Origin of the sequence: Acinetobacter sp. SFA (genome assembly GCF_001647535.1) — a bacterium.
Lineage (GTDB): Bacteria > Pseudomonadota > Gammaproteobacteria > Pseudomonadales > Moraxellaceae > Acinetobacter > Acinetobacter pecorum.
In genome coordinates this window covers 74,577-98,312 of the sequence record NZ_LSZI01000002.1, presented here as the reverse complement: position 1 = coordinate 98,312, position 23,736 = coordinate 74,577, and the positions used below count along the sequence as shown (strand labels likewise).

General features: G+C 41.7%; 18 protein-coding genes. 14 read left to right on the top strand and 4 right to left on the bottom strand.

All coding sequences use genetic code 11. From position 1 onward, the window contains the following. Nucleotides 1-328: 328 nt before the first annotated feature. Genes AY607_RS02010 through AY607_RS02000 form a run of 3 tightly spaced genes read left to right on the top strand, consistent with a single transcriptional unit; the run spans nucleotide 329 to nucleotide 3,487 of the window. Nucleotides 329-1,558, top strand: a complete 1,230-nt coding sequence (locus tag AY607_RS02010) for an efflux RND transporter periplasmic adaptor subunit (RefSeq protein ID WP_064095735.1) — start codon at nucleotides 329-331, stop codon at nucleotides 1,556-1,558. Next, nucleotides 1,555-2,778 carry an ABC transporter permease gene (locus AY607_RS02005; RefSeq protein ID WP_064095734.1) on the top strand — a complete coding sequence of 408 codons (1,224 nt, stop codon included), beginning with the start codon at nucleotides 1,555-1,557 and terminating at the stop codon, nucleotides 2,776-2,778. Before AY607_RS02010 ends, AY607_RS02005 begins: the two co-directional genes overlap by 4 nt. After that, nucleotides 2,771-3,487: an ABC transporter ATP-binding protein gene (locus tag AY607_RS02000; protein WP_064095733.1), complete on the top strand. Its 717-nt coding sequence runs from the start codon at nucleotides 2,771-2,773 to the stop codon at nucleotides 3,485-3,487. The genes AY607_RS02005 and AY607_RS02000 overlap by 8 nt, the downstream gene beginning before the upstream one ends. Before the next feature lie 343 nt (nucleotides 3,488-3,830). Here AY607_RS02000 and AY607_RS01995 read toward each other — a convergent pair whose 3' ends face one another. Then, entirely contained in the window at nucleotides 3,831-4,331 is a 501-nt protein-coding gene (locus tag AY607_RS01995) for a Dps family protein (RefSeq protein WP_064095732.1), read from the bottom strand. Nucleotides 4,332-5,099: 768 nt separating this feature from the next. Here AY607_RS01995 and katE point away from each other — a divergent pair. The 7 genes from katE to AY607_RS01960 all read left to right on the top strand — a co-directional run bounded on the left by katE (nucleotide 5,100) and on the right by AY607_RS01960 (nucleotide 12,095). Next, nucleotides 5,100-7,223 carry a catalase HPII gene (gene katE / locus AY607_RS01990; RefSeq protein WP_064101607.1) on the top strand — a complete coding sequence of 708 codons (2,124 nt, stop codon included), beginning with the start codon at nucleotides 5,100-5,102 and terminating at the stop codon, nucleotides 7,221-7,223. Between the two features lie 75 nt (nucleotides 7,224-7,298). After that, complete coding sequence (locus tag AY607_RS01985; protein ID WP_064101644.1) at nucleotides 7,299-7,517, top strand: hypothetical protein; 219 nt, start codon at nucleotides 7,299-7,301, stop codon at nucleotides 7,515-7,517. 54 nt (nucleotides 7,518-7,571) lie between these two features. Further along, nucleotides 7,572-8,555: a hypothetical protein gene (locus AY607_RS01980; protein WP_064101606.1), complete on the top strand. Its 984-nt coding sequence runs from the start codon at nucleotides 7,572-7,574 to the stop codon at nucleotides 8,553-8,555. Then, nucleotides 8,543-9,328, top strand: coding sequence for a PIG-L deacetylase family protein (locus tag AY607_RS01975; protein ID WP_064101605.1), 786 nt, complete (start codon nucleotides 8,543-8,545; stop codon nucleotides 9,326-9,328). The genes AY607_RS01980 and AY607_RS01975 overlap by 13 nt, the downstream gene beginning before the upstream one ends. Next, nucleotides 9,318-9,932 (top strand): class I SAM-dependent DNA methyltransferase, encoded by a 615-nt coding sequence (locus AY607_RS01970; RefSeq protein WP_064101604.1) that lies wholly within the window; start codon nucleotides 9,318-9,320, stop codon nucleotides 9,930-9,932. The genes AY607_RS01975 and AY607_RS01970 overlap by 11 nt, the downstream gene beginning before the upstream one ends. Beyond that, the gene (locus tag AY607_RS01965) at nucleotides 9,929-10,642 is read left to right on the top strand and encodes a glycosyltransferase (RefSeq protein ID WP_064101603.1); all 714 of its coding nucleotides are present in this window, start codon (nucleotides 9,929-9,931) and stop codon (nucleotides 10,640-10,642) included. Before AY607_RS01970 ends, AY607_RS01965 begins: the two co-directional genes overlap by 4 nt. Before the next feature lie 205 nt (nucleotides 10,643-10,847). After that, nucleotides 10,848-12,095: an MFS transporter gene (locus AY607_RS01960; protein ID WP_064101602.1), complete on the top strand. Its 1,248-nt coding sequence runs from the start codon at nucleotides 10,848-10,850 to the stop codon at nucleotides 12,093-12,095. A gap of 26 nt (nucleotides 12,096-12,121) precedes the next feature. Here the strand turns inward: AY607_RS01960 and AY607_RS01955 are convergent, their stop codons facing one another. From AY607_RS01955 to AY607_RS01945, 3 genes are all read right to left on the bottom strand, one after another. Continuing rightward, nucleotides 12,122-13,555: an alpha,alpha-trehalose-phosphate synthase (UDP-forming) gene (locus AY607_RS01955; protein WP_064101601.1), complete on the bottom strand. Its 1,434-nt coding sequence runs from the start codon at nucleotides 13,553-13,555 to the stop codon at nucleotides 12,122-12,124. Then, nucleotides 13,530-14,393 carry a trehalose-phosphatase gene (gene otsB, locus AY607_RS01950; RefSeq protein WP_064101600.1) on the bottom strand — a complete coding sequence of 288 codons (864 nt, stop codon included), beginning with the start codon at nucleotides 14,391-14,393 and terminating at the stop codon, nucleotides 13,530-13,532. The genes AY607_RS01955 and otsB overlap by 26 nt, the downstream gene beginning before the upstream one ends. 1,009 nt (nucleotides 14,394-15,402) lie before the next feature. Then, nucleotides 15,403-15,597, bottom strand: a complete 195-nt coding sequence (locus AY607_RS01945) for a hypothetical protein (protein WP_064095723.1) — start codon at nucleotides 15,595-15,597, stop codon at nucleotides 15,403-15,405. A 507-nt stretch (nucleotides 15,598-16,104) separates the two neighbouring features. Here AY607_RS01945 and sbmA point away from each other — a divergent pair. The 4 genes from sbmA to AY607_RS01925 all read left to right on the top strand — a co-directional run bounded on the left by sbmA (nucleotide 16,105) and on the right by AY607_RS01925 (nucleotide 23,673). Then, on the top strand, nucleotides 16,105-17,298 hold the full coding sequence (sbmA, locus tag AY607_RS01940) for a peptide antibiotic transporter SbmA (protein ID WP_064095814.1): 1,194 nt from the start codon (nucleotides 16,105-16,107) through the stop codon (nucleotides 17,296-17,298). Nucleotides 17,299-17,987: 689 nt separating this feature from the next. After that, nucleotides 17,988-18,962, top strand: coding sequence for a hypothetical protein (locus AY607_RS01935; RefSeq protein ID WP_064101599.1), 975 nt, complete (start codon nucleotides 17,988-17,990; stop codon nucleotides 18,960-18,962). A gap of 462 nt (nucleotides 18,963-19,424) precedes the next feature. Continuing rightward, a complete protein-coding gene (locus tag AY607_RS01930) occupies nucleotides 19,425-21,431 on the top strand; it encodes a M13 family metallopeptidase (RefSeq protein WP_227509944.1) in 2,007 nt (668 codons plus the stop codon). A 190-nt stretch (nucleotides 21,432-21,621) separates the two neighbouring features. Further along, a complete protein-coding gene (locus AY607_RS01925) occupies nucleotides 21,622-23,673 on the top strand; it encodes a M13 family metallopeptidase (RefSeq protein ID WP_064101597.1) in 2,052 nt (683 codons plus the stop codon). Nucleotides 23,674-23,736: the final 63 nt, after the last annotated feature.

Here is a 23,736-nt window from a genome sequence, read left to right as displayed (position 1 = left end):
CTTCTGATTCGCTCAGAAATTTTAAGTGATACAAATAGCTTTAAAAGCATTATAAAGATAATTCTTTTCAAAAAAATTAAAAAAAATAAACTGTTCAAAGATACATAGGTTGTAGTATCAAAGAGAGAATAGGAAACTTGATTAGATTAGGAAAATAAATAGCTTTTACTCACCACATCAGCCTTAAAAATGAGACATGAAAGAAAAATAAAGGCGATATAGTCTAGAGTTTTTAGAAATATTTTTATAAGTTTAAATGAATATAAACAAATTCCTGTACCTTGTTCACTCATATACAATTATTTAATCCTCAACCGGAGATGTGCAATTGCGTGTTGGCCGTTATAAGTTATTGATCATCATTGTCTTGCTGATACTGGTACTGGCTTTTGCTCTATTTCGCTGGTGGCAGGGACCAAAGGTACCTAGTTATACCTTAAGCGCCATGCCGCTGGTACAAAATGTCGTTGCGAGCGGGCGGGTCACGACTGTGGCACGGACTCAGATCGGCAGCGAAATTACCGGGGTGGTTCTCGAAACAAGAGTCAAAGAGGGGGATAAAGTCAAGCCGGGTGACCTGTTGGTGGTACTGAAATCTGATGAGCTTCTGGCCCAGGTTAAGCAAGCCGAGCTGGCACTCACCGATTTGGCTAAGGTCAAGCGCCCACAGGCAGAGGCCGAACTGGCCAGTGCCAAAGCGCAGCTAGATCAGGCCAGCCGTGAAGCAGCACGTAGACGCGCTGCTGGTGTAGGCATACTCTCGGCTGAAGAAATAGAACAGGCGGTAGAGACAGAAAGGGTAGCACGTAACAATTTTGAAACGGCCCGCCTGAAAGCTGAAGCCCTGGCATCCGGACAAGTTGAAGAAGCTTCACTGCGCCAACAGCTCGCGGTGGCACAGGCGCAACTGGCCAAGGCAAAAATACGTTCTACGGTGGCAGGAACGGTGCTGACACGTGATGTAGAGCCTGGCGATCTGGTTCAGCCTGGACAAACACTATTTACGCTGGCCTTGAATGGCAATACGGAAATTCGGGTGCCCTTGGATGAGCGGAACCTGCCGCAACTGGCCTTAGAGCAAACAGCTACTGTGATTGCAGATGCGTATCCGGATCAGAGCTTTCCGGCGCGTATCAGCTTTATTGCACCGAGTATTGATCCGCAACGTGGTACAGTAGAAGTCAGATTGATTGTTAATCCGGTGCCTGATTTTCTTCGGCAGGATATGACTGTTTCGGTCAATGTCGAAACTGCCAGACGGGAGCGGGCACTGGCCATTCCCAATGATGCCTTAAGCAGTATCAAGGGAGATAAGGCGGTGGTGATTACGATTCATGATGGGAAAATAAAGCATGGGCAGGTCAGTTTAGGCTTGCGTGGCCTGACCATGTCAGAAGTGGTTTCCGGCTTGAAAGCAGGTGACCAGGTGCTGGTGAATGCAGACTCTTCATTAAAGGATGGGGCTAGAGTTCGGGTAGAGCCGCAAAAAACCTCCGTGATGAATTCTGCTAATGATAATACAGATAGTAAAAATGAGTTACCGGTGAATTTCGATTGAAAAACTTTTTCGGGCGGCTCTGGATCGAATGGAAAATCGCGGTCAGTTTTTTGCGCGAGGGCCGGGCACAATCTCTGATGATCACTGTTGGTGTCGCGGTAGGCGTGGCTGTAATTGTATTCATTACTGCTTTGATTCAGGGGCTGCAAGCAAATATTATTGAACGTACGCTAGGCACCCAGGCCCATATCCGTCTGCTGTCACCAGATGAAGTCAATCAGGTGGTGTCGCCTCCTGCGGGTACTGTGCAATTGTTGCAAGAAGATAAACGGGCACAGCGACTGCGTTCGATTAATAACTGGCAGCAGATTACCGAAACCCTGGACCAGTTGCCTGTGTTGACTGCTGTCTCACCGGTTGTGTCAGGGCCTGCCTTTGTTCAGCGCGGTGATGCGATCGAGTCGGTGGCGCTGGTCGGAATGAATCTGGAACGTTATCAGCAGATTATTCCCTTAAAAGAATATCTGATTAGCGGGCAGTTACGAGTTGGGGCAGATGATGTATTGATTGGCAGTCAGTTGGCCAAAGATCTGGGAGTACAGGTCGGCAGCAAGCTGCGACTGGATACTGGTCAGCAGAACAGCGCTGTGGTCAATATTGCCGGTATATTCGAACTTGGGGTTCGTGATCTGGATGCTCGCTATGTTTATCTGGATTTAAAGCAGGCGCAGTCTTTGCTCTCCCTGCCGGGCGGAATAACAGTCATCGATCTGACCATTGATGATATTTTTCAGGCAGACCAGGTTGCAGCACAAATCGCGCGCCTGACTTCGTTGAAGACGGAAAGCTGGATTGAAACCAATACGCAGCTTATGAATGCAATTACTGCCCAAAGTCTATCGACCAATATGATTATTGTCTTTGTAGCGATTTCGGTTGCGTTCGGTATTGCCAGCGTCATGTCTGTCAGTGTGGTACAGCGCACCCGGGAGATTGGAATTTTGCGAGCGACCGGTGCGACCCAATCACAAATTTTGAGGGTTTTTTTGTTTCAGGGGGCAATCTTTGGCTTGCTTGGTTCGGTACTGGGAAGTGTGGTCAGTTATGGTCTGGTTTGGGTCTTTAACAACTTTGGTCCGGGTCTATTCTATATTCCTATTTCGATTGAACTGGTCTTGCTGGCTCTATTGCTGGCGACATTAACAGGGGTGCTGGCTGCGGCAGTACCATCACGTCGGGCAGCGGCACTTGATCCGGTGGAGGCGATTCGTCATGTCTAATCAAGCTGAAGAAGTCCTACGTCTGGAAGCATTGCGAAAATCTTATAATATTGGCCAGCCTAATGAGGTAGAGATCTTGCATGGCATTGATCTGCGCATTGATCGCAATGACTTTGCTGCACTCATTGGCCCTTCGGGTTCTGGTAAAAGTACTTTATTAAACATTTTGGGGTTGCTGGATAAACCGACAAGTGGCGAACTGTATTTGTTGGGACAGCCTACCAGCGCGATGGATGATGCCGCCCGTACTGCATTGCGTGGCACCAGCATCGGATTTGTATTCCAGTTTCATCACCTGATCCAAGCCTTTAGTGCAATGGATAATATTTTAATGCCTTTAATGATGGCGCAGGGCAAGCCGAAGCAGCAGGCATTGCAACGCGCACGAGATTTGCTGGCCGCAGTAGGACTGGAAAAATTTGCTGAACGTAAACCGAATGAACTTTCGGGAGGACAGCAGCAGCGGGTAGCCATTGCGCGAGCTTTGATCACTGAGCCGGCATTATTATTGGCAGATGAACCTACAGGCAATCTGGATACCCAGACCGCGGCTGACATGTTTGAGCTGTTTCGTAAAGTGCATCGTGAACGTGGTTGTGCTGTACTTCTGGTAACGCATGATCCGCGCCTGTCAGCCACTTGTGACCGTACCATTAATCTGGTCGATGGCCGGATTGAAAGTGATTCAAGCAATTCTCCTCAAGATTAAGCTGTACTACAAGGAGCCAGGAGGGCTAATTTTTTGAAGCGAGAGAAAAGATATTTCAGATTTATAGCTTTCAAAAAATGATCGCCATAGCTGAGAGTGAAATAATCTATTTTTAAAAAAGGATGTAGGCGAGTGCCTACATCCTTAAGATTTTAACGGGTTACTTTTTACCATTATATTTAGGCTGCTTTCTTTTAAGCTGCTTTAGTCACTTAGGATCAATAAATCTAACTAATAAAACTAATAAAAACGTTAGAGCGTACCTATGCACTTAGGGTGCTCTGTTAAATATCTACTTCATCCTGTGAAATAAGCCGGGCTTCTCATTTGATTCAGTCTGGCTCTATTGCTCCAGACTGCTTCTGAGCATCCAGGCCGTTTTTTCATGCACTTCCAGACGCTGGGTAAGAATATCAGCTGTCGGCTGATCATTTGCCTCTTCAATCGTTGAAAAAATACTTCTGGCGGTACGTGCCACAGTTTCATGTGCATCTACGAGTAAACGCAACATTTCGTCAGCAGTGGGTACACCTTCGACTTCCTGAATGGAAGTAAGTTTTACAAACTGTTTATAGGTGCCTGGTGCTGCAAAACCCAAAGCACGGATACGTTCAGCAATAATATCCAGTGCATTCCACTGTTCGGTGTATTGTGTCATAAACATGTTATGCAGACTGTTGAACTGAGGGCCGGTGACATTCCAGTGGAAATTATGAGTCATCAAATACAGGGTATAACTGTCTGCTAAGAGTCTAGACAAACCGTCGACAATTTTGGCGCGATCATCATGAGAAATCCCGATATCAATTTTCATTGCTTTAGATTCTTTTTTAGAAGAGGCCATGCTCTTACTCCTTAAAACTTAATGCGATACTGTGTATGAGAATAAATTCGGATGGATTCAAAAACCTGAGTCAGAAGATGAGGTCATCCCTATAACTGGATAGTTGATCTCTCTATGAGGAGATCGATTTAAGTGGTTATAAGTTATAGATATTAGATGAGTATGCAGACATAAAGTTTAGTCATTATGTATAAGTGAGACGTAGGAGTGTAACCATTTAAAAATGACCATTTTGATCACGTTTACTAGCTAACGAGTTAATTCTTTAAAGCAAATGGATGCTTTAAAAAGTCTTTATCATTTCAGAAGTATAATAATCTAGAGTGCTGATTTATGAGTAAAATCACGTATTCTTATACTTAATCCGACTTGCCCACATCATTGGAGTATTTCTAATATCTTATTTTAAATAAATGGTTTATGTGAAAATTTAAAACATAAATAAAGCGAGAGTTTATAAAAAAATAACACAACACTGCCTTAATTAAACAAGTGACTACAAACAATAATAAATCTCGCTTCTAAATACAGTTATGTTAGGACACAGGCGAAACCAATGAGCATTTCTGCAAGTCAAATCTCTAAAAGTCAAAAATCTTCCAGTCAGTACATTTATAGTAGATGAAATGTGAGACTGCGACAAGCTGTAGACGATTAACTTACGGATAAAGATGAACTGGTCAAGCCAAGCGACATACAAGCTCAAGCGATTTTGAGACAGACAAAAATATCTGCACTAAACTTAAGCTCAGCAAGGAAAAAAACATCATGAAAATTAAGGCCAATAGCCCTGCGTCTGGAAAAGACGGTTTAGATAAACAAAATACCAATAAAAAAAGTGAGCAGCTCGATGTATATCGTAGTGATGCTACCGAGCAGGCACTCACCACCAATCAAGGGGTTAAAATTTCCGACAACCAGAACAGTCTCAAGGCAGGCGTTCGCGGTGCCACCTTGATCGAAGATTTCATTCTTCGGGAAAAAATTACCCATTTCGACCATGAACGAATTCCTGAACGTATTGTGCATGCCCGTGGTGTTGGTGCACATGGTTATTTTGAGGCTTATCCGGGGAATGAAAAACTCACCAAAGCTAGCTTCCTGACCAATACCGACGTACAAACACCAGTATTTGTGCGTTTTTCTACCGTACAGGGACCGCGTGGATCAGCAGATACCGTGCGCGACATTCGTGGTTTTGCCACCAAGTTCTATACTGAAGAAGGTAATTTCGATTTAGTGGCGAATGATGCGCCAGTATTTTTCATTCAGGATGGCATCAAGTTCCCGGATTTCGTGCATGCGGTCAAGCCTGAACCACAGACCGAGATTCCTACCGGTGCCACTGCACATGATACTTTTTGGGATTTTGTCTCATTGGTTCCTGAATCTGCACATGCGGTCATGTGGGCCATGTCAGATCGAGGCATCCCACGTAATTTAAGAGCCATTCAAGGCTTTGGTGTGCATACTTTCCGTTTTATCAATGCCGAGAATAAAGCAGTTTTTGTGAAATTCCACTGGACCCCCAAACAGGGTCTCGCCCAGCTAGTCTGGGATGAAGCACAAAAACTGGCGGGTAAAGATCCGGATTTCCATCGTCGTGACTTATATGAAGCGATTGCCTCCGGTAACTATCCGGAATGGGAGCTGGGTGTACAGGTGGTTCCAGAAGAAGATGAGATGAAGTATGACTTTGACTTGCTGGATCCAACCAAGATTATTCCGGAAGAACTGGTGCCGGTGACGCCAATTGGCAGAATGGTACTGAACCGGAATGTAGATTATTTCTTCGGTGAAACCGAGCAGGTGGCATTCTGCCCGGGACATATTGTGCCAGGACTGGATTTTACCAATGATCCATTATTACAAGCACGTCTGTTCTCCTATACCGATACTCAGCTTAGCCGTTTAGGTGGTCCGAACTTCCACCAGATCCCAATTAACAAGCCGGTTTGTCCATTCCACAATAACCAGCGTGACGGTTTACATCAGCGTATTGTACATACCGGTCAAGCCAGTTATGAGCCGAATTCGATTGACAATAACTGGCCGGCTGAAACTCCGCCCGCAGCACAAGGCGGTGGCTTTGAAAGTTATCAGGAACGTATTGATGGACACAAGATCCGTCAGCGTAGCGAATCATTCGGTGATCACTTTAGTCAGGCCCGCCTTTTCTACCGCAGCCAGGCACCACATGAGCAAAAGCACATTGTCGATGCCTATGTCTTTGAGCTGAGCAAGGTAGAGCGCAAATATATTCGTGAGCGTGAAGTTCTGGAAGTGCTCTGTAATATCGATCTGGACTTGGCTCAGCAAGTGGCTGATCAATTGGGTATTGAAATTCCGGCAGAGAAAAAAGCTGCAACATTGCCGGATGTGCAGATTTCACCACGTTTATCTTTCGAGGCATTCAAACCTGAAGATATTAAAGCACGAAAAATTGCCCTGTTGGTACACGATAAAGCCAATGAGGCCAGTATCAAGGCTGTTCAAGCCTGGGCAGAATCAGAAGGGGCTGTAGTCGATGTACTGACTCCAAAACCGGGTCCGGTACTGGGTCTGCAAGGTGATGTGATTCCTTCCGATGGTATGCAAAAAGCCGAGCCATCCATCGCCTATGATGCCGTGGTGATTGCTGACGGTGATAATTACGATGTGGTGATGAAAGACGGTGTGGCGACTCATTATCTGCTGGAAGCCTACAAGCATTTAAAACCAATCGTGTTCTTGGGCGATAAAGGCAAGCTGATTGAACATTTACGCTTGGTTAGTGATGAAGGAACCTTGGCAAACGGACAGTTTGAAGCAGTACAAGATAGCTTTAAGACTTTGATCCTGAATCATCGTGTCTGGGCGCGTGAAGCAATTGCGGAAGCGATTCCTGCTTAATAAACCACCCATCCTATTATGTTGGAGGATAGAGGCTCCGGCTTCTATCCTCCCGGTTTTTATATGGACGAAGAGATGGTGAAACCGGATGTCAAAAAGTTGTTGGCACAAGTACAGCAAGCCAAATGGAGCAGAGAACAGGACATTTATCTCATTGAGCATAATCATTTGCCTTTAGATGAACTCATGCAGCAACTCTGTTTCAATGAAGAGGAGATTAATGCAAGGCGTAAGGTATTAGGATTAACTACACGTTTAAAACAAATGCGTAAGCTTTCTCACTCACTGAAATAACTGACTTTAAAAAAACACAAAAGTATTCTCCAAATTTTATGAGGAACCGCATGCATGAACCTCGGTTCAATATTACAAAGATTTGAAACTTCTCCTCTGGAGCTACAAGAAAAAATTCACCACACTTTAATGGAGCTGGTGGAGATTTCCGCTCAGGTGCCATATCCCGCTTCTGGAGCTACCTTAAAACGCTGGCAGATACTCAGCCAGGTCTCAGCCAGTAATCTGAGCTTAGGAAAACTGTTTGAATCGCATTTAGATGCTTTGGCCATTTTGCATGAACTGAATATTCCAGTCATGAAAAATGGCTTATGGGCAGTATGGGCAGCAGAAGGTGGCCCCCGACCTTTAAAGCTGGAAGCAGGAAATCTCACCGGAATTAAGCCTTGGTGTTCTGCATCGGTCTGGGTGCAACACGGCCTGCTCACTTATCGTGATGAGCAGCAACAATCCCAGTTACTGATTCTGGATCTGCAGCAAGAAGGCATTCAGCATTATCAGGATGCATGGCAGGCAGTGGGCATGCAGCATACTTTAACTGCCAGGCTAGAATTGGATCGGGTAGAGGTGGAAAAAGTCGCTGCTCCGGATGCCTATCTGGATCGGCCTGGATTCTGGCATGGTGCCGCAGGTGTGGCTGCGTGCTGGTATGGTGCAACTGTCCGTTTGGCTGAGTATTTAAGGCAGACGTTCTTGGTCAAACCGCATGCCTATAAAGCCATGTATCTTGGTGAAATCAGTCGGGAGCTTCTAGCAACACAAGCCTTATTTTATCAAGTTGCTGAATTAATTGATCAGCAGCCACAATACTCACATGAATTAAACATTCGCAGTCTGCGTGCTCAGGTTGAAGCAACGGCTTTAAACGTGCTCACTCATGTGGGGAAGGCCCTAGGTGCTGCGCCGTATTGTGAGCATCCGCATTTTGCCCGGCTTGCAGCAGATCTTCCGGTATTTATTCGTCAAAGTCATGCTGCATTTGATTTGGAGCGAATTGGTGAATTAAGCGCACAGGAGGAAGCACTATGGACATTATAAGACATGAGATTGTGGGTGATCGTGTCATCCATGGTGAAGGTACAAGGCTGGAAGAATGGCGTACCTGTGAGATTTTGCAACAGATGCCGGAATTCGATATTCCTCAGGTTATTCCAACGGATGCCAGGATCTGCATTATTGCCCCTCATCCCGATGATGAAATTTTGGGCTGTGGAGGTCTGATTCAGCGCCTGGACAAACTTGGATATCAAATTGTACTTTTTGCCGTTACCAACGGGACAGCCAGTCATCCGGGCTCTAGTCTGTATACTCCCGAAGAGTTGAACCAGATTCGTCCTGCTGAAACGCGAGCAGCTTTAGAAGGGTTGCCTTTAAAACAGAATATTCTGCGGATCGCTTTAGACATTCAGGATGGCAAGGTGGCAGAACAGCGTGATTTGTTGCAGCAGCACCTGCAATCTTATCTGCAGCCGAATGATGTGTTAATTACCACATTTGTTCATGATGGGCATCCAGATCATGAAATTACAGGGCAGGTCACCCAGCAGCTGGCGACTGAGCTTAATTTGGCCTGTATTCAGGTCCTGATTTGGGCGTGGCACTGGGCAACCCCTGGAGATACCAGAATTCCCTGGAGCGTCGCTCATCAACTCAGATTAACTGAAGAAGAACTGCAATATAAGTCTATAGCTGCGCGATGTTTTAAGAGTCAGCTCGAGCTTGACCCTACCACAGAACAAGCAGCTATTCTGCCAGAACAGGCATTACAACGTCTTTTACAACCCTGGGAGGTGTATCTGTATGAACAGTAACGCAGCCTATGATCAGGAATATTTCGATGCTCTATATGCCCTGAATCAGGGAGATCCCTGGCAATATGAACAGCGTTGGTATGAACAGCGCAAACGGCAGATTTGTCTGGCACTATTGCCGCTGTTGCGCTTTGAATCTGCAATTGAGATTGGTTGCAGCAATGGCGTCTTTAGTCAGGAACTGGCGCAGCGCACCGATAGCTTAATGTGTCTGGATGCTAACGATACTGCGATCCGGTTGGCCCGGCAACGTTTACACACTTATCCGCATGTACAGATTTTGCAGCGTATCGTGCCCGATAACCTGCCAAAACAGAAATTTCAGCTCATTGTGGTCAGTGAAATTTTATATTATCTGAACTCCACTGCACTGGATCAGGTACTGACATGGTTGCATACTGCATTGGAACCAGGGGGATGTATCTTGAGCTGTCATTGGCGCACGCCAATCTCAGGCTATAGTTTGAATGGTGAAGATATCCATCAATATCTCAAAGCGCATTTAAACTATACACATCATTTAAGTTTACAGGACTCCGATTTTTTAGTAGATCTCTGGCTAAATAAAGCGCAATCTGTGGCAGAGCTGGAGGGTTTAAGATGAAAAAAATCGGTGTGGTGATTCCGGCCTGTAATGAGGAAGCTTATATTGAACGCTGCCTGCTGGCGTTAAAATCAGCCCAACTTTATTTTTTTCAATATTTTAAATCAATAGAGAATCTTCCGGAAATCCAGATTCTTGTGGTCCTGGACAATTGTACCGATAATACCGCAGTTAAAGTTCAGCAAATGGGTATTCAGGCCATCAGCTGCGATTTTCGAAATGTAGGCAAGGCGCGTCATCTGGGCGTTCAGCAGATGATCGGACAGGGCTGTGACTGGATTTGCTGTACTGATGCCGATTCATTTGTACAATGTGACTGGTTTCAGGTCATGTCACAGCATCAACCGACCGATGCGATTTGTGGCGTGGTGGAGCTGGATCAATGGGATCATTTAAGTCACAAGACCCGTCAGGCTTACCTGAGACATTATCAGGACAGGATGGGGCATCGGCATATTCATGGCGCAAACCTGTGTTTTAAAGCTTCAGCTTATGTGAAAGTTAACGGTTTTCAGCAAATGGAGTGTCATGAAGATGTTGACTTCATCCATCGTTTAGAAGAAGCTGGCGCCCAGATTGTCTGGTCAAATCAGCTCAGAGTCACGACTAGCAGTCGTCTCAGTTCAAAAATTACTGCAGGTTTTGCCTATTTTTTACAAAACCTTGAGCTTAAACAGGCTACAAAAAAAACGATCAGCCTATGCAAATAAAAACATAAAACTATAAATTTTATACAATCAGAGACTTGTAAAAAATCTCAAATTTTGTGTCTAAAAAGTATTCCATTTAAAATTATTCTGTTTATAATTCACACAAATTCAGCCCTGCATACTTATATATTTTAACTATAAGTCTGTGGGGTTTTTATATGGATGCTCGGTAATGGATGCCTGAACCTTCTTTTTTGGTAATACAATGTTCAATCAAACACTGCTTTCTCGAATTCAGTCTCCATCACCATATTTATGGCAGAAAATAGCGACTGCGTTGTGCTTCTTCTGCTTGGGCTTTGGTACTGCGGCTTGGGCGCCGTTAATTCCATATGCACAGCAGCGCCTGTTATTAAATCATGCTGATTTCGGTCTGCTATTGCTCTGTGCGGGGATCGGTTCGATGCTGGCTATGCCACTGGCAGGCCGACTGGCCAATGCCTTGGGTTGCCGTGCAGTTTTAGCAGTGATTCTGAGTGCATTGATGTTCATTCTCCCTGCGCTGGCTTATAGCCCAAATCATATAATGATGGCTGTCAGCCTGTTTTTGTTTGGTGCAAGTGCTGGCGCTTTGGGTGTTACTGTCAATATGCAGGCTGCACAGATTGAGAAAAAACTCGGTAAAAGTTTAATGTCCGGTTTTCATGGGGTATGTAGTCTAGGTGGTCTGGCTGGGGTGCTGGGTATGACCATGTTGATGGGATTCGGACTGGCACCTTTAAGCGGTGCGATCATTGTCAGTGGCATTTTGCTGCTTATTGCCTTAATTGCTGTTCCTTTTAGCTTGGGTGCTGAGTCTAAAACAGTGACAGATGAAGCATTGTCACCAGAACAGCCTGTGAAAAAAGCAGCACCGACCTTGGCGATTTTAGGCATTGGCCTGATCTGTTTTGTTGCCTTCCTCTCTGAAGGTGCCGCCATGGACTGGAGTGGTATTTATCTGAGCACTGAGTTCAGTTTACCAGCTGCACAAACCGGTTTAGCTTACAGTTTCTTTGCTGGCTTGATGGTATTGGGACGTTTTAGCGGACACTTGATTGTTAACCAGTTGGGTGAAAAAAATACGATTTTATTAAGTGCGCTCCTGGCGACCACCGGTTTGTTGACAGTAGTGTTTGCGCCAGTCTGGCAGGTGGTATTGGTAGGTTATGCAATTTTAGGCTTAGGTAGTGCCAATATTGTACCGCTGATGTTTTCCCGTGCAGGACGTCAAAAAACCTTGGCTTCACATGTAGCATTGTCTTATGTATCGGTATTTGCTTATACAGGTTCATTGATTGGACCAGCATTGGTAGGATTTGGCAGTGAAATGATTGGATTAAGTCTGGTATTTAGCGTAATTGCGATTGGCCTGTTGGGTATTACGATTTTGAATCATCTCACTGCAGAGCCAAGAGAAGTTCACCAAGGCGGAGATGCAGTTGCCCCTCTTCAAAATGAAACACCAGCTTAATGCTGGTGTTTTTTTAGGCTCAAAACTTAAGCAGTTACGCTGAACTGGGTTGACGCTCCGGTAGCCACAGGGCGATAGATCCGCAGACTTTGCGAGTTTTTCAGGTCAGTAATGAACTGATCACGCCAGCGAATAATATCGAAGTTTTTCAAGCCCTGATTTAAATACCGATAACGCTCTAAACGTTCTGATTTAGGCATGCGTAGCGCTTTTTTCAGCGCCTTGGCCATACTGTCGTGTTCATATGGATCCACCAGTAAAGCTTCTCTCATTTGTTCGGCAGCGCCGGCATATTTAGATAGAATCAAGATACCGGGATCTAGAGGATCCTGTGCAGCAATATATTCTTTGGCAACCAGGTTCATACCGTCCCGGATCGAATTTACCCAGCAGATATCTGCCTTGCGATAGAGTTGCATCAAGGCTTCATGCCCCAAGGTGTCATAGCTGCAATCAAAAGGTACCCAGTCCGCTGTACCCTGCTGGGTATTAAGTTCCTGCACGGCAGATTTAAATTGCTCATACAGATTTTGGTAGGTTTTTACATCCAGACGGCATGGGCAGGCAATTTGTAATTGCTGGAACTGATTTTTAAATTCTGGCTGATCTTCTAGCAGGCTCTGCAAAGACCCGATTTTTTCCAATAAGCCTTTACTGTAATCAATCCGGTCAACCGAAATGATGGTTTTATAAGGCGGCACTGTATCAAGATTAAAGGGCAGCTTTTCTAGATGGGTATCTGAGGCCTGATTTTGTAGTTGCACAGGATGCACACCAATTGGATAGCATTTCACATGAATCTTTCGAGATTGATAATTCAATATTTCACTATGACGATGTTGGACTTTCAAGGTCTGTTCAAGGAACTGCAGACAATTTTCCTGATCGCGAGAAGTTTGTAGACCCACTACATCATAATTGGCTAAATGATGGGCCAGATCGCGATAAGCAGGTAAAGTCTGCCAGAGTCTCAGTTCAGGAAAAGGAATATGCAGGAAAAAGCCAATACGGTTACGCATGCCGAGCTTACGACAATAATGCGCCACACTTAAAAAATGGTAATCATGGATCCAGATGATGTCATGAGGAGAGGCCACCTGTTTCAGGTGTTTGGCAAAACGTAAATTAACATCCTGATAAATTTTAAAATCTTGGGGCTGATAATCTACCAGTTGATGTTGATCGTGCATTAGTGGCCATAATGCATTATTGGCGAAACCGCAATAAAAACCCTGATATTGGGACTCGGTCAAAGGGCTCGTATGATATTCAACATTCTGATGTTTCAGGATTTGGAATTTCTGTTCTTTCGTTTGTTCAACTCGGGATCCATTCCAGCCAACCCAGATACCGCCTATATCATGCAAAGCATCCTGCAAAGCAACCGCTAATCCACCTGCCTGGGTATTGTCTGCCTTGGGTAGATTTACACGATTAGATAACACTATGAGTTTTGACATGTAATTTCTCCAATAATAATTGTTGTTGTGCTTTCAATATTTCTAAGAATTCCGCAAGAAAAGCCTGCACCTGGGTTACCTTTTCAAGGCGATGGTGTGCCAGGGTTTTGCCTGGGCCGACTTTAATGGAGCAGCCTTTAAGAGTATTGATGACCTTAAAACCGGCTTCGTCAGTCAGATCATCTCCAATAAAAATGGGGTAATAATCATTTAAATGATAATGTTGAATAATCTTTTGGATCGCTGCACCTTTATTTGCACCTTTGGGTACCAGTTCAAATACAAACTTTCCAGCCTTAAGTTCAAAATCTTGAAAGTGAGCGAGACAATCTAGGGCAAATGTGTGTACTTGTTGTTCTAAATAAGGATGTTCACGAAAATGTAGGGCGATAGAATAATCTTTAATTTCTATCCGAAGCTTAGGAAAATCAAGGCACCGCTCATTAATGTGGTTTTTTAATAATTCAAACTGTCTAGAATTTAAATTAACTAAATTTGTTAAATTTGACTGATAGCATAATTCTAGACCATGAGAGCCGGCAATATTCCAAGTGAATGGATAAATGAGTTTTTGTGCTTGTGCAATTGAGCGGCCTGTCACTAATACCAAGCTAATATATTTTTGTAATTCTTTTAAGATATTTAAAGTTTCGTTCCTGATTATACTTTTTTCCGGGTCAGGGTGAAATTCAGAAATGGTCCCGTCAATATCAAGAAATAAAACTACTTTATGTGAATAAATAAAAGATTTGAGCTGGGTTAAAATCATATGAGGTAATATATAAAAAGGGCTTACAAGTGAATCTTCTTGGTCTTGATCTGCCTTTGGAGTTGACATAAATATTACCTAAGCCTCTGAAATTAAATTTAATTAAAATTTAAAACCATTTGAATTGTCATTGGTTTAATTAAATTTATAGCATATTTCATTTAAAAGTCTGGCTTTAAGTGCAGAAACGAAACACTTTTAACAAATATTGTTACTTTGTAAGATTTAGAAATATTTAGATGAGGTGCTATTATTTTTAATTAAATTTAAAAATGGATTAAGAGGAATCTTTAATGCTTTTATTTAAATAGGATGGTTTTTTTGTTGTATTTTAATAATTGTTCCTATTATATTAATAATGAGTATTGTTTGGATAATAAATATATTTATTCAAGGATATATTTTATTTTTAAATATTTTTATTTTTTTAAGTATTAATATTTTTAAATTTTTTATTTAAAATAGTTTATTGATTAAGTTTATGAAAAATAAAGATTTTATATGTTAATGAATAATCTAGAAAAAGATTATTTACTGAAATAAATCATAGAAGAAGATTTTCATTATAAAATTTTTACAGATTAATTTTTTAAATTTATTTAGCTGAAGCAGCCTGGTAAATTGAGAGTCAAGGTTGATTTTTTCATTCTGGTCTATGTATTTTACCATAAGGTATAAATATTTTGAGAAAAGGCAAGTTTGTAAACTGTTATTTGTCGACCATAAATAACTTGAAAGTTCTCATTCTTTAGATGAGGAAAAGCAGTTGGATAAAGTTGTGCTAAAGAGACAGGAGTGATGCAATGGACTTTTTAGGAAAATAAAGTTAACAAAAAAGATCAAAAAATGACTATTTCTAATTTTTTACTATTAATAAATAAATGAATTTCATAAATATTTTTTGAAGGAATGAATAACTTTAGAATGAGTATATGCAGGGCATTACAAGCGAGAGAATAAGTTTTAAGAAATAATGAATAAGCTATGAGAGGGAGGCTAAGTTGGGGGTCGTACCATTTAAATTAAAGCGCCAATACCTGATACAACCCAATCATCAACATGGGGGGAGGGGAAATACTCAGATTTCTCTCCAGACCTCATTTTCGTCTTTTAAAGGAATTGTAAAGTTAAAGTCATCATCATTACTCACCAGAAGACTGGTTGGAGTCTGCATGACAACTTTCAAAACAGTGCCTGCTTCAAAAATAATAGGATCGCAGTTTTCCTTTCTTAGCGTCACTGGTTTGAGTAATTCAATTACCGAACTTTCCATAGCTTTTCCAAAATAAGATTACTTTTCGATAATTAAATCATAGCATGATTTTTGAAAATTTAACCATTTCTTCAAAAAACTGAGAACTCGATCAATGACTTGTTTAAGTAAAGAGAAATACGGCCATTCAGAGAGGAATCTCCAGAAGAGATGCGGTATACATGATTTTCAACCCACTTTTTCAGAGTATAGATGTATTAGATTTTTTACAGAAACCCGACAAATAATAAAAATAGAAAATTTGCGCAGAGGGAAAAGTTCAAAAAAATTATGATCTTTGTACTTTTTACTCCCCTACTATGAAGAGTTAGCGGGTAGTAACTGAGAATATACGAAAAAGAATTATCATGCAGAGTTGACAGCTAAAAATAAGCTTTCAGAGAACAAGTATCCTCCTGTCTTTTACACTAAATTTAAAAATAATGCTTTATAACAGTAAAAATCCGCAATAAGAATAAAATATGGATTATTTGAATGACCAAAAAACATAAGGAGAGCTGTGTCGGTATGTTTAAGTCATTTTTCCCACAACCCGTCTGGTTTTTTAGTAGTCTGATTTTGTGGTTTATCATTAATCTTGTGCTTTGGCATAGTGGCGGATCAGGATGGGGCGTTTATCTGGGTTTCCCTGAAGGCTCTCCTGATGAAAAACTTACGATAGGCATCGGTCGTTTCTGGTCGGACCAATTTATCTGGTTCTATCTCTGGTATTGCATTGCGACTGCTATATTTGCCCTGTTCTGGTACTGGAAAGCCAGACATCCATGGCAGCGCTGGTCAGTCTGGGGTTCGGCATTTATCCTGTTTAATATCTGGTTTGGAGTGCAGGTAAATGTGGTATTAAACGAATGGTACAGTCCATTTTATGACCAGATCCAACAGATGCTCACCAAAGGCGGCGGTGATGTGTCATTGCTTTATCAAGGGGCATTAACCTTTATTTATATTGCAATAGTTTATGTCACTTTGGCCGTATTTAACCTGTTTTTTGTTAGCCATTACGTCTTTCGCTGGCGTACTGCGATGAATAACTATTATACCGCGCATTGGGAGCAATTACGCCATATTGAAGGTGCATCGCAGCGTATCCAGGAAGATACCATGCGTTTTGCTAAAACTACGGAACAGTTGAGTGTTTCGCTGATTGAAGCACTTATGTTACTAATGGCCTTCCTTCCGATCTTGTATCAGCTATCTAGTCACGTGAAGGTCTTGCCAATTGTGGGAGAAATACCACATGCTTTAATGTGGGCCTCAATCGGCTGGGCGCTATTGGGTACGATCATTTTAATGGTTGTAGGAATGAAACTGCCCGGACTGGAGTTCAATAACCAGAAAGTTGAGGCAGCATATCGCAAAGAGCTGGTATATGGCGAAGATTATGCTGATCGGGCACATCCGTTGACATTACAAGAACTGTTTAGCCGGGTACGCTGGAATTATTTCAGGCTGTATTTTCATTATGCTTATTTCAATATGGTGCGGATCTGGTATTTGCAGTTAGACAATATTTACGGATTATTTATTCTGTTTCCAAGTATTGCGGCGGGTGCTATTACGCTGGGTTTGATGATGCAAATCCTGAACGTGTTTGGCAAAGTCCGCGAATCTTTCCAGTATTTGATATTGTCATGGCCTACCATTATTGAACTCATGTCAATCTATAAACGTTTGAAAGCATTTGAATCACATATCGATTAATTTTTTCTCATATTATTAGTGTACTTTATCAGCCAAACAGAGTTAAGTTTGGCTTTTGTTTATTGTGATTTAGTTCACAAAATCCAATGGAAAATAACGATCCAACCCTAATCTAAATGAACCGGAAAAATAGTTGTAGAACCTCCTAATATTGGGGTATTCAATTATTTTTTTCTTGGCTAGAATCCTAATGGCCAGCCAAGATGGTGTTTAATTTCCAGTGGTTCACGTATAAAAATAAAAAATGTACGTTGAGGAAATTATTCTTATGCTGATCTTGTTCAGGCAATGCTATAGTGGATAAAAGGTAATTTTTATTACACATAATAATAAAGCTCTGTAGCGTTATCTGAATAAGCCGCTGAAGAAGGAATCACCGCCTTCTTCAGTTTTTTATGTGTTTTTTCTTTCTTTTTCTTGAGTCCTATATAGTATTGTTTATTATTTGATCTGGGTTAATAATGATACTTGTGTCAATTTTTATCATGTGAAGCTTGGCACAATTAGCAGACTTGAGACGGATATGTATTTTTTTACCGTTTAAATTTTATAATTATCAATATCTTGTGTTTATGGTTTTGTGCTATTTTCGCTTTGTTATACAGGGGTTTGGGGTTGAGATGTTTGCTGAGAAGCTAAAAGTAATTATTCTAATAATAGGGGTAGCGAGTTTAGTCGGTTGTAATAGCATGAACCGGTTGAAAACAGAGGTTTTACATCCTTTTGCCAGTCCTGACGAGCTAATTGCCAAACGGGCTTTAAATCAACGTGATGGTAGTGCAAAAGATTATATTTATCTTTGGGGGCAAGCACAGAAAAATAATACCACTCAGGCGATGTATCCTCGGTCCATACTGACGCAATATTGTCATGAACAGGGCGGTAAATTTTCTCTGCTGTACAAAAGTACTTTTAATGCTGTAGCAGATGTGGCTCAACGCAAACGATTGAGCAGCAATCGAGGTGTTGTCCAGGGAAGTGGTGCCTATCAGTGTCGTATGGATGATCTGACAGAAAGCTGGATTGTTTCGATTGAGCCGATTTCTGAGCGGCAGGTTGATAAAACCAGCCAGACGCGCAGTGTTCGATTACTCACCCAACTTATGAGTCTTTCCAAAGCCCAAAATTTTTATCGTCCTAAAGCCAAGCTTGCAGCTGAAAAAAATATGGCTTCCTCGCTCAAAAATACCACTACTAATAAAGCTTCTGCTGCAAAGAATACCAAGGAACTTAAAGAATTAGCGGTCAAAGATATGGAGAGAAAAGAAGTAGAGCGCAAAGAATTAGAAAGAAGAGAGCTGGAGAAAAAAGAAGCAGAAAAAAGACAGCTGGCAGCATCAGCTCGCGCTGTGGTGGCAGAAACACCTCAGCAACAACAGATGAAAAGTTATGTGGCGGCACGTCGTGATATTAACAGCGGCAAGAATCTTAACAATGCCTGTAACAACGCACAGCGTGCCTATAATTATGGAAAATTGCAGGGTACAGAAGGGACCCGTGTCTATACTGAATCAGGGATGCTGGTCGCGCGCTGCCTGAACAGTATTCCGGTCTATGCCAGCCGTTTCCCGAATGCTAAAGCTCAATCCAAGCGGATTCTGCAAAATTTAGCCAATAACTATAATCATAGTGGTGCAAAAAATATGTTAAGACAGATCAAGTAACTTTAAGATCTTTTCGTGAAAATTTTAGTGCCTGAAAAAGAGAGCGTGTATCTCTTTTTCAGGCGATCGAAATGAAAAATAGTTTGATTTATGCTTATAAGCACCAAGATAGAGAATATTAAAAATAGCTCTAAAACTGATAAAATATTTTGCTTTTATGGGGTTAGAAAAATGAATAATGACTGGTATGGTGATATTAAAAAATTTAGTAGGTCAGAAGTAAAAAGAAGCTTTCATATCAGGTAGTAGTCATTATCTGGAATTTATTTATTATTTCTGTTGATTAAATTTAAGATTATTCAACCATATATAATGAGCTATATTGGTACATCCTTTGCTTAAAACTATTCAGTTTTGAATATAGAGGACAATGCATTAAAAAATAAAAACCAATTGATTTCAACCATATAAAATAATGAGATTTATCGCTTGAGAAAATATATTTTAAGTCACTTGATTTTTATGGGTGCATTTCTAGCTTCACCAATGAATCATGCAGTGACTACGACTTACTTAAAGTCAGCAATTGATCTTAGCTCTATTGATAGGACAGTAGACCCAAAGCAGGATTTTTATCAGTTCGTAAATGGAAACTGGCTGAAAACTGCAAAGATTCCTGAAGATCAGGCCCTATCAGGTGCATTTGCCGAATTGAGTATGAAGTCAAGTCATCAGTTATTTACCATTTTTAATGAACTGGCTAAAAAGCAGCATCCGCAAGGCAGCAATGAACAAAAAGTCGCAGATTTATACGCCAGTTATATGGATAGCAAACGTCTGGAACACATTGGGTTAGCAGGATTACAACAAGACTTGCAGCGGATTGAAAATATCAGGACTAAAAAAGATCTGGCAGAATTCTTTGCCTATGCAGAAAAAATTGACCTGAACTTGCCATTTTCTACCGATTTTCATCAGGACCGAAAAGCGTCTTCAAAGGCTATGATGTTTGTGGGGCAGGGTGAATTGGGCATGCCTGACCGTGATTTTTATTTGAGCGAGCAACCACGCCATCAGGAACTTCGGAATACTTATCTGCTGTATGTTGCCAATACCTTAAATTTTGCCGGTCAGCCCAAGCCGATTGAAGATGCACGCACCATCCTGGCTTTGGAAAAGGCATTGGCAAAAATTAGCTGGTCAGCCACGGAGTTACGCCATGATGAGGTGAAAGCCTATGTCTTTGCACCTAAAAATGTTATTACCTTCATGCCTTCTTTTGACTGGATGAGTTGTTTTTCAGAACTAGGCCTAAAAGGTATGGGAAAAGAGGTTGCTATCTCTCAGGTTGATTATTTACGACAACTGGACGAATTATGGAAGGTCATTCCGATCGAAACCTGGCAAACCTATTTGAAATTTAATTTGATCAACAGTTATTCACCATATTTAACTGAAGTTTTTCAGAAACATTATTTTGATTTTTATGATACTGCTTTGAATGGAATCCAAACGCGTTCTCCACGTGATGAATCTGCTCTTGAACTGACCAACGGCATTTTAGGGAATGTTCTTGGCAAGCTTTATGTAGAAAAGTATTTTGATGAAACACAACGCCCGGCCATGCTGGAAATGGTGGAAAATATCCGTAAAGCATTTCATCTAAAACTTGATCAGGCCAGCTGGATGGGAGCGGATACCAAAAGAGAAGTGCGACATAAACTGGATAGTATTAATGTCAAAGTTGGCTATCCAAAAACATGGCGCGACTATTCAGCCTTGGATATTCGTAAAGATGATCTGATCGGAAACATCCAGCGTACCCTAATGTTAAATTTTCAACGTGAACTGGACAAGGTAGGACAGGCCATTGATCCGGAAACCTGGTACATGTTGCCGCAATCGGTAAATGCCTACTATAACGCCCAACTCAATGAAATCGTGTTACCAGCGGCAATCTGGCAGCCTCCATTTTATTATGATACAAGCCATGATCCTGCGGTCAATTATGGGGCCATAGGCGCTGTGATTGCACATGAGATTAGTCATGGTTTTGATGATAAGGGCAGTCATTTTGATGCAAAAGGTAAGGGTGGAGAAAAGTGGAACGAGCATGACCGTAAAAAATTTAATGAACGTACCAAAGCCTTGGTCGAGCAATATAAACAGTATGAAGCATTACCCGGATACAAGGTAAATGCTGAATTAAATACAAGTGAAAATATTGCAGATAACCTGGGGCTAGGGGTCGCACATATGGCTTATAGATTATCCCTTAAAAGTCAGCCAGCACCTGTCATTGATGGCTTTAGTGGGGATCAGCGCTTTTATATGGGCTGGGCACAGGTATGGCGCAGCAAGAGTAATCCTGAATATCTGTTGAATAGTCTGAATCTTGCCCCCCATGCCCCGGAACCCGTGCGTGGAAATGGCGCTGTACGTAATCAACAGAGTTTCTATGAGGCTTTCGAAATTAAAGAAGGTGACAAGATGTATTTGCCACCAGAAAAACGGATATCCATCTGGTAGCGGTTAAAAAGCGGGGCCGTGAGTCTGAAAACAGCCCTGTTTTTCTGTAAAAGAGTATTATATAGAGCCAAACGTTTTTTTAGAGATTGGCATATATGCTGCTTATCGTATAAGGACTTAAGTGTCTGATCATAAAATCAACATACATATTTAAATTAAACTGCGCAGTGAAGCGCAAGGATAGTCAGCTTTGAAAATTTTTCTAAAAACAACACTAGTTAGTGCTTTATTATTGGTTTCAACTGCAAATTATGCTTCAGATCAAACTGTTGTGGCGCAACAATTAAGCTCAGGTGTAAACCAGCAATACTTTGATAAAAAAATCGCTCCACAACAGGACTTCTATCAACATGTGAACGGGCACTGGTTAGAACACGAAGATATTCCATCTGACATGCCAAACTGGGGTGCATTTACCCAGTTACGTGAAAATTCGACTCAGCAGTTGCATGCCATTGTCGAAGACCTGGCCAAAACAAAATCCGCTTATGGAACCAATGAACAAAAAGTCGGTAGCCTATATGCCAGCTTTATGGACACTAAGACTTTAGATACTAAAGGCTTAATGCCACTTAAAGCAGATTTAGCCAGAATTGCAGCTATGAAAACCTCAAAAGACTTTACGTTGTTGGTCGCGGAATTTGCGAAAACTCGAGTCACCACACCTTTTGATTTTGGTGTGATGCAAGACTTGAAAAAGTCCGATCAAATGGCGGTAATGATGGGACAAAGCGGTTTAGGCTTACCTGATCGTGACTACTATTTAAAAGACGATGAAAAATTAAAAATAGCACGTGAAGCGTATGTGAAATATATCGAAAAACTGCTTATGCTTTCTGGTGAAATAGAAGCTGAAGCAAGCACACATGCGCAGACAATTTTGCAGTTAGAAACCGACATTGCCAAAGTGCAATGGGACAGCGTGCAAAATCGCGATATAGAAAAAATGTACAATGTCTATGCACTCAAAGATGTAAAAACTTTAGTGCCGGCATTTGATTGGAAAACCTATTTTAAAGCCACAGGCCTAGATAAAAAAACCAAAACCGTGATTATGGCGCAAAAAAGTTATTTTGAAGATCTCAATCAAATTTTAGAAAAAACACCGATTAATTCATGGCAGACCTATTTTAAATTTCACCTGATTAATAGCAATGCAGCATATTTAAGCCAACCTTATGCCGATGCAAACTTTGACATGTATAGCAAAACCTTACGTGGAGTGACTGAGCAACGTGCGCGTTGGAAACGCGGTGTCGATTTGACCAATGCGATTCTGGGTGAAAGTCTGGCACAAGTGTATGTGGCAAAACATTTCCAGCCTGAACAAAAACAGCGTATGGAAAAATTGGTCGACAATTTATTGCTGGCGTTTGAGCAAAATCTCAATAAATTAGACTGGATGAGCGATACCACCAAAGTTCAGGCACATCGTAAACTGAAAAGTTTCAGTGTGAAAATTGGCTATCCAAATAAATGGCGTGATTACAGCAAGTTAGATATTAAAGATGGCGACTTAATCGGTAATATTCAGCGTACCAACAGTTTTATTTATGACATCGAAATGAACAAGCTGGGCAAGCCAGTTGACCGCGAAGAATGGCATATGCTGCCACAAACCGTAAACGCCTATTACAATCCGTTGTCGAATGAAATTGTTTTCCCTGCTGCCATTTTGCAGCCACCATTCTTTGACATGAAAGCCGATGATGCGGTCAATTATGGTGCGATTGGTGCCGTTATTGGGCATGAAATTAGCCATGGTTTTGATGATAAGGGGAGTCGTTTTGATGCCGAAGGCAACATGAAAAACTGGTGGACGGAAGAGGATAATGAAAAGTTCAAAGCCAAAACCAAAGCCTTGGTGGAACAATACAGCGCCTATGATGCCTTGCCTGGCTATAAGGTGAACGGTGAATTAACCTTAGGTGAAAATATTGCCGACAATTCCGGTTTAGCGGTGGCATACGAAGCATATAAATTGTCTTTAAATGGACAACCTGCACCTGAGATCGACGGTTTTAGTGGCGATCAGCGTTTCTATTTGGGTTGGGCACAAGCGTGGCGTGCGAAAATGCGTCCTGAAATGGCATTACAGCTGGTTAAAACTGATCCACATTCACCATCAGCTATTCGGGGGCGTGCAACCTTACTGAACCAAGACCCATTCTATGAAGCCTTTGGGGTGAAGCAGGGCGATGGCATGTATTTACCGGAAGAAAAACGCATCAAAATTTGGTAATCATGTTATTGAATCAATAGATTCTGAAAAAATCCTGACTGATGTCGGGATTTTTTTGTTCAT

Coding starts and splice junctions, on each gene's coding strand:
- AY607_RS02000 (WP_064095733.1), top strand. CDS start 2,771: ATGTCTAATCAAGCTGAAGAAGTCCTACGTCTGGAAGCATTGCGAAAA.
- AY607_RS01995 (WP_064095732.1), bottom strand. CDS start 4,331: ATGGCCTCTTCTAAAAAAGAATCTAAAGCAATGAAAATTGATATCGGG.
- katE (WP_064101607.1), top strand. CDS start 5,100: ATGAAAATTAAGGCCAATAGCCCTGCGTCTGGAAAAGACGGTTTAGAT.
- AY607_RS01985 (WP_064101644.1), top strand. CDS start 7,299: ATGGTGAAACCGGATGTCAAAAAGTTGTTGGCACAAGTACAGCAAGCC.
- AY607_RS01980 (WP_064101606.1), top strand. CDS start 7,572: ATGAACCTCGGTTCAATATTACAAAGATTTGAAACTTCTCCTCTGGAG.
- AY607_RS01975 (WP_064101605.1), top strand. CDS start 8,543: ATGGACATTATAAGACATGAGATTGTGGGTGATCGTGTCATCCATGGT.
- AY607_RS01970 (WP_064101604.1), top strand. CDS start 9,318: ATGAACAGTAACGCAGCCTATGATCAGGAATATTTCGATGCTCTATAT.
- AY607_RS01965 (WP_064101603.1), top strand. CDS start 9,929: ATGAAAAAAATCGGTGTGGTGATTCCGGCCTGTAATGAGGAAGCTTAT.
- AY607_RS01960 (WP_064101602.1), top strand. CDS start 10,848: ATGTTCAATCAAACACTGCTTTCTCGAATTCAGTCTCCATCACCATAT.
- AY607_RS01955 (WP_064101601.1), bottom strand. CDS start 13,555: ATGTCAAAACTCATAGTGTTATCTAATCGTGTAAATCTACCCAAGGCA.
- otsB (WP_064101600.1), bottom strand. CDS start 14,393: ATGTCAACTCCAAAGGCAGATCAAGACCAAGAAGATTCACTTGTAAGC.
- AY607_RS01945 (WP_064095723.1), bottom strand. CDS start 15,597: ATGGAAAGTTCGGTAATTGAATTACTCAAACCAGTGACGCTAAGAAAG.
- sbmA (WP_064095814.1), top strand. CDS start 16,105: ATGTTTAAGTCATTTTTCCCACAACCCGTCTGGTTTTTTAGTAGTCTG.
- AY607_RS01935 (WP_064101599.1), top strand. CDS start 17,988: ATGAACCGGTTGAAAACAGAGGTTTTACATCCTTTTGCCAGTCCTGAC.
- AY607_RS01930 (WP_227509944.1), top strand. CDS start 19,425: ATGGGTGCATTTCTAGCTTCACCAATGAATCATGCAGTGACTACGACT.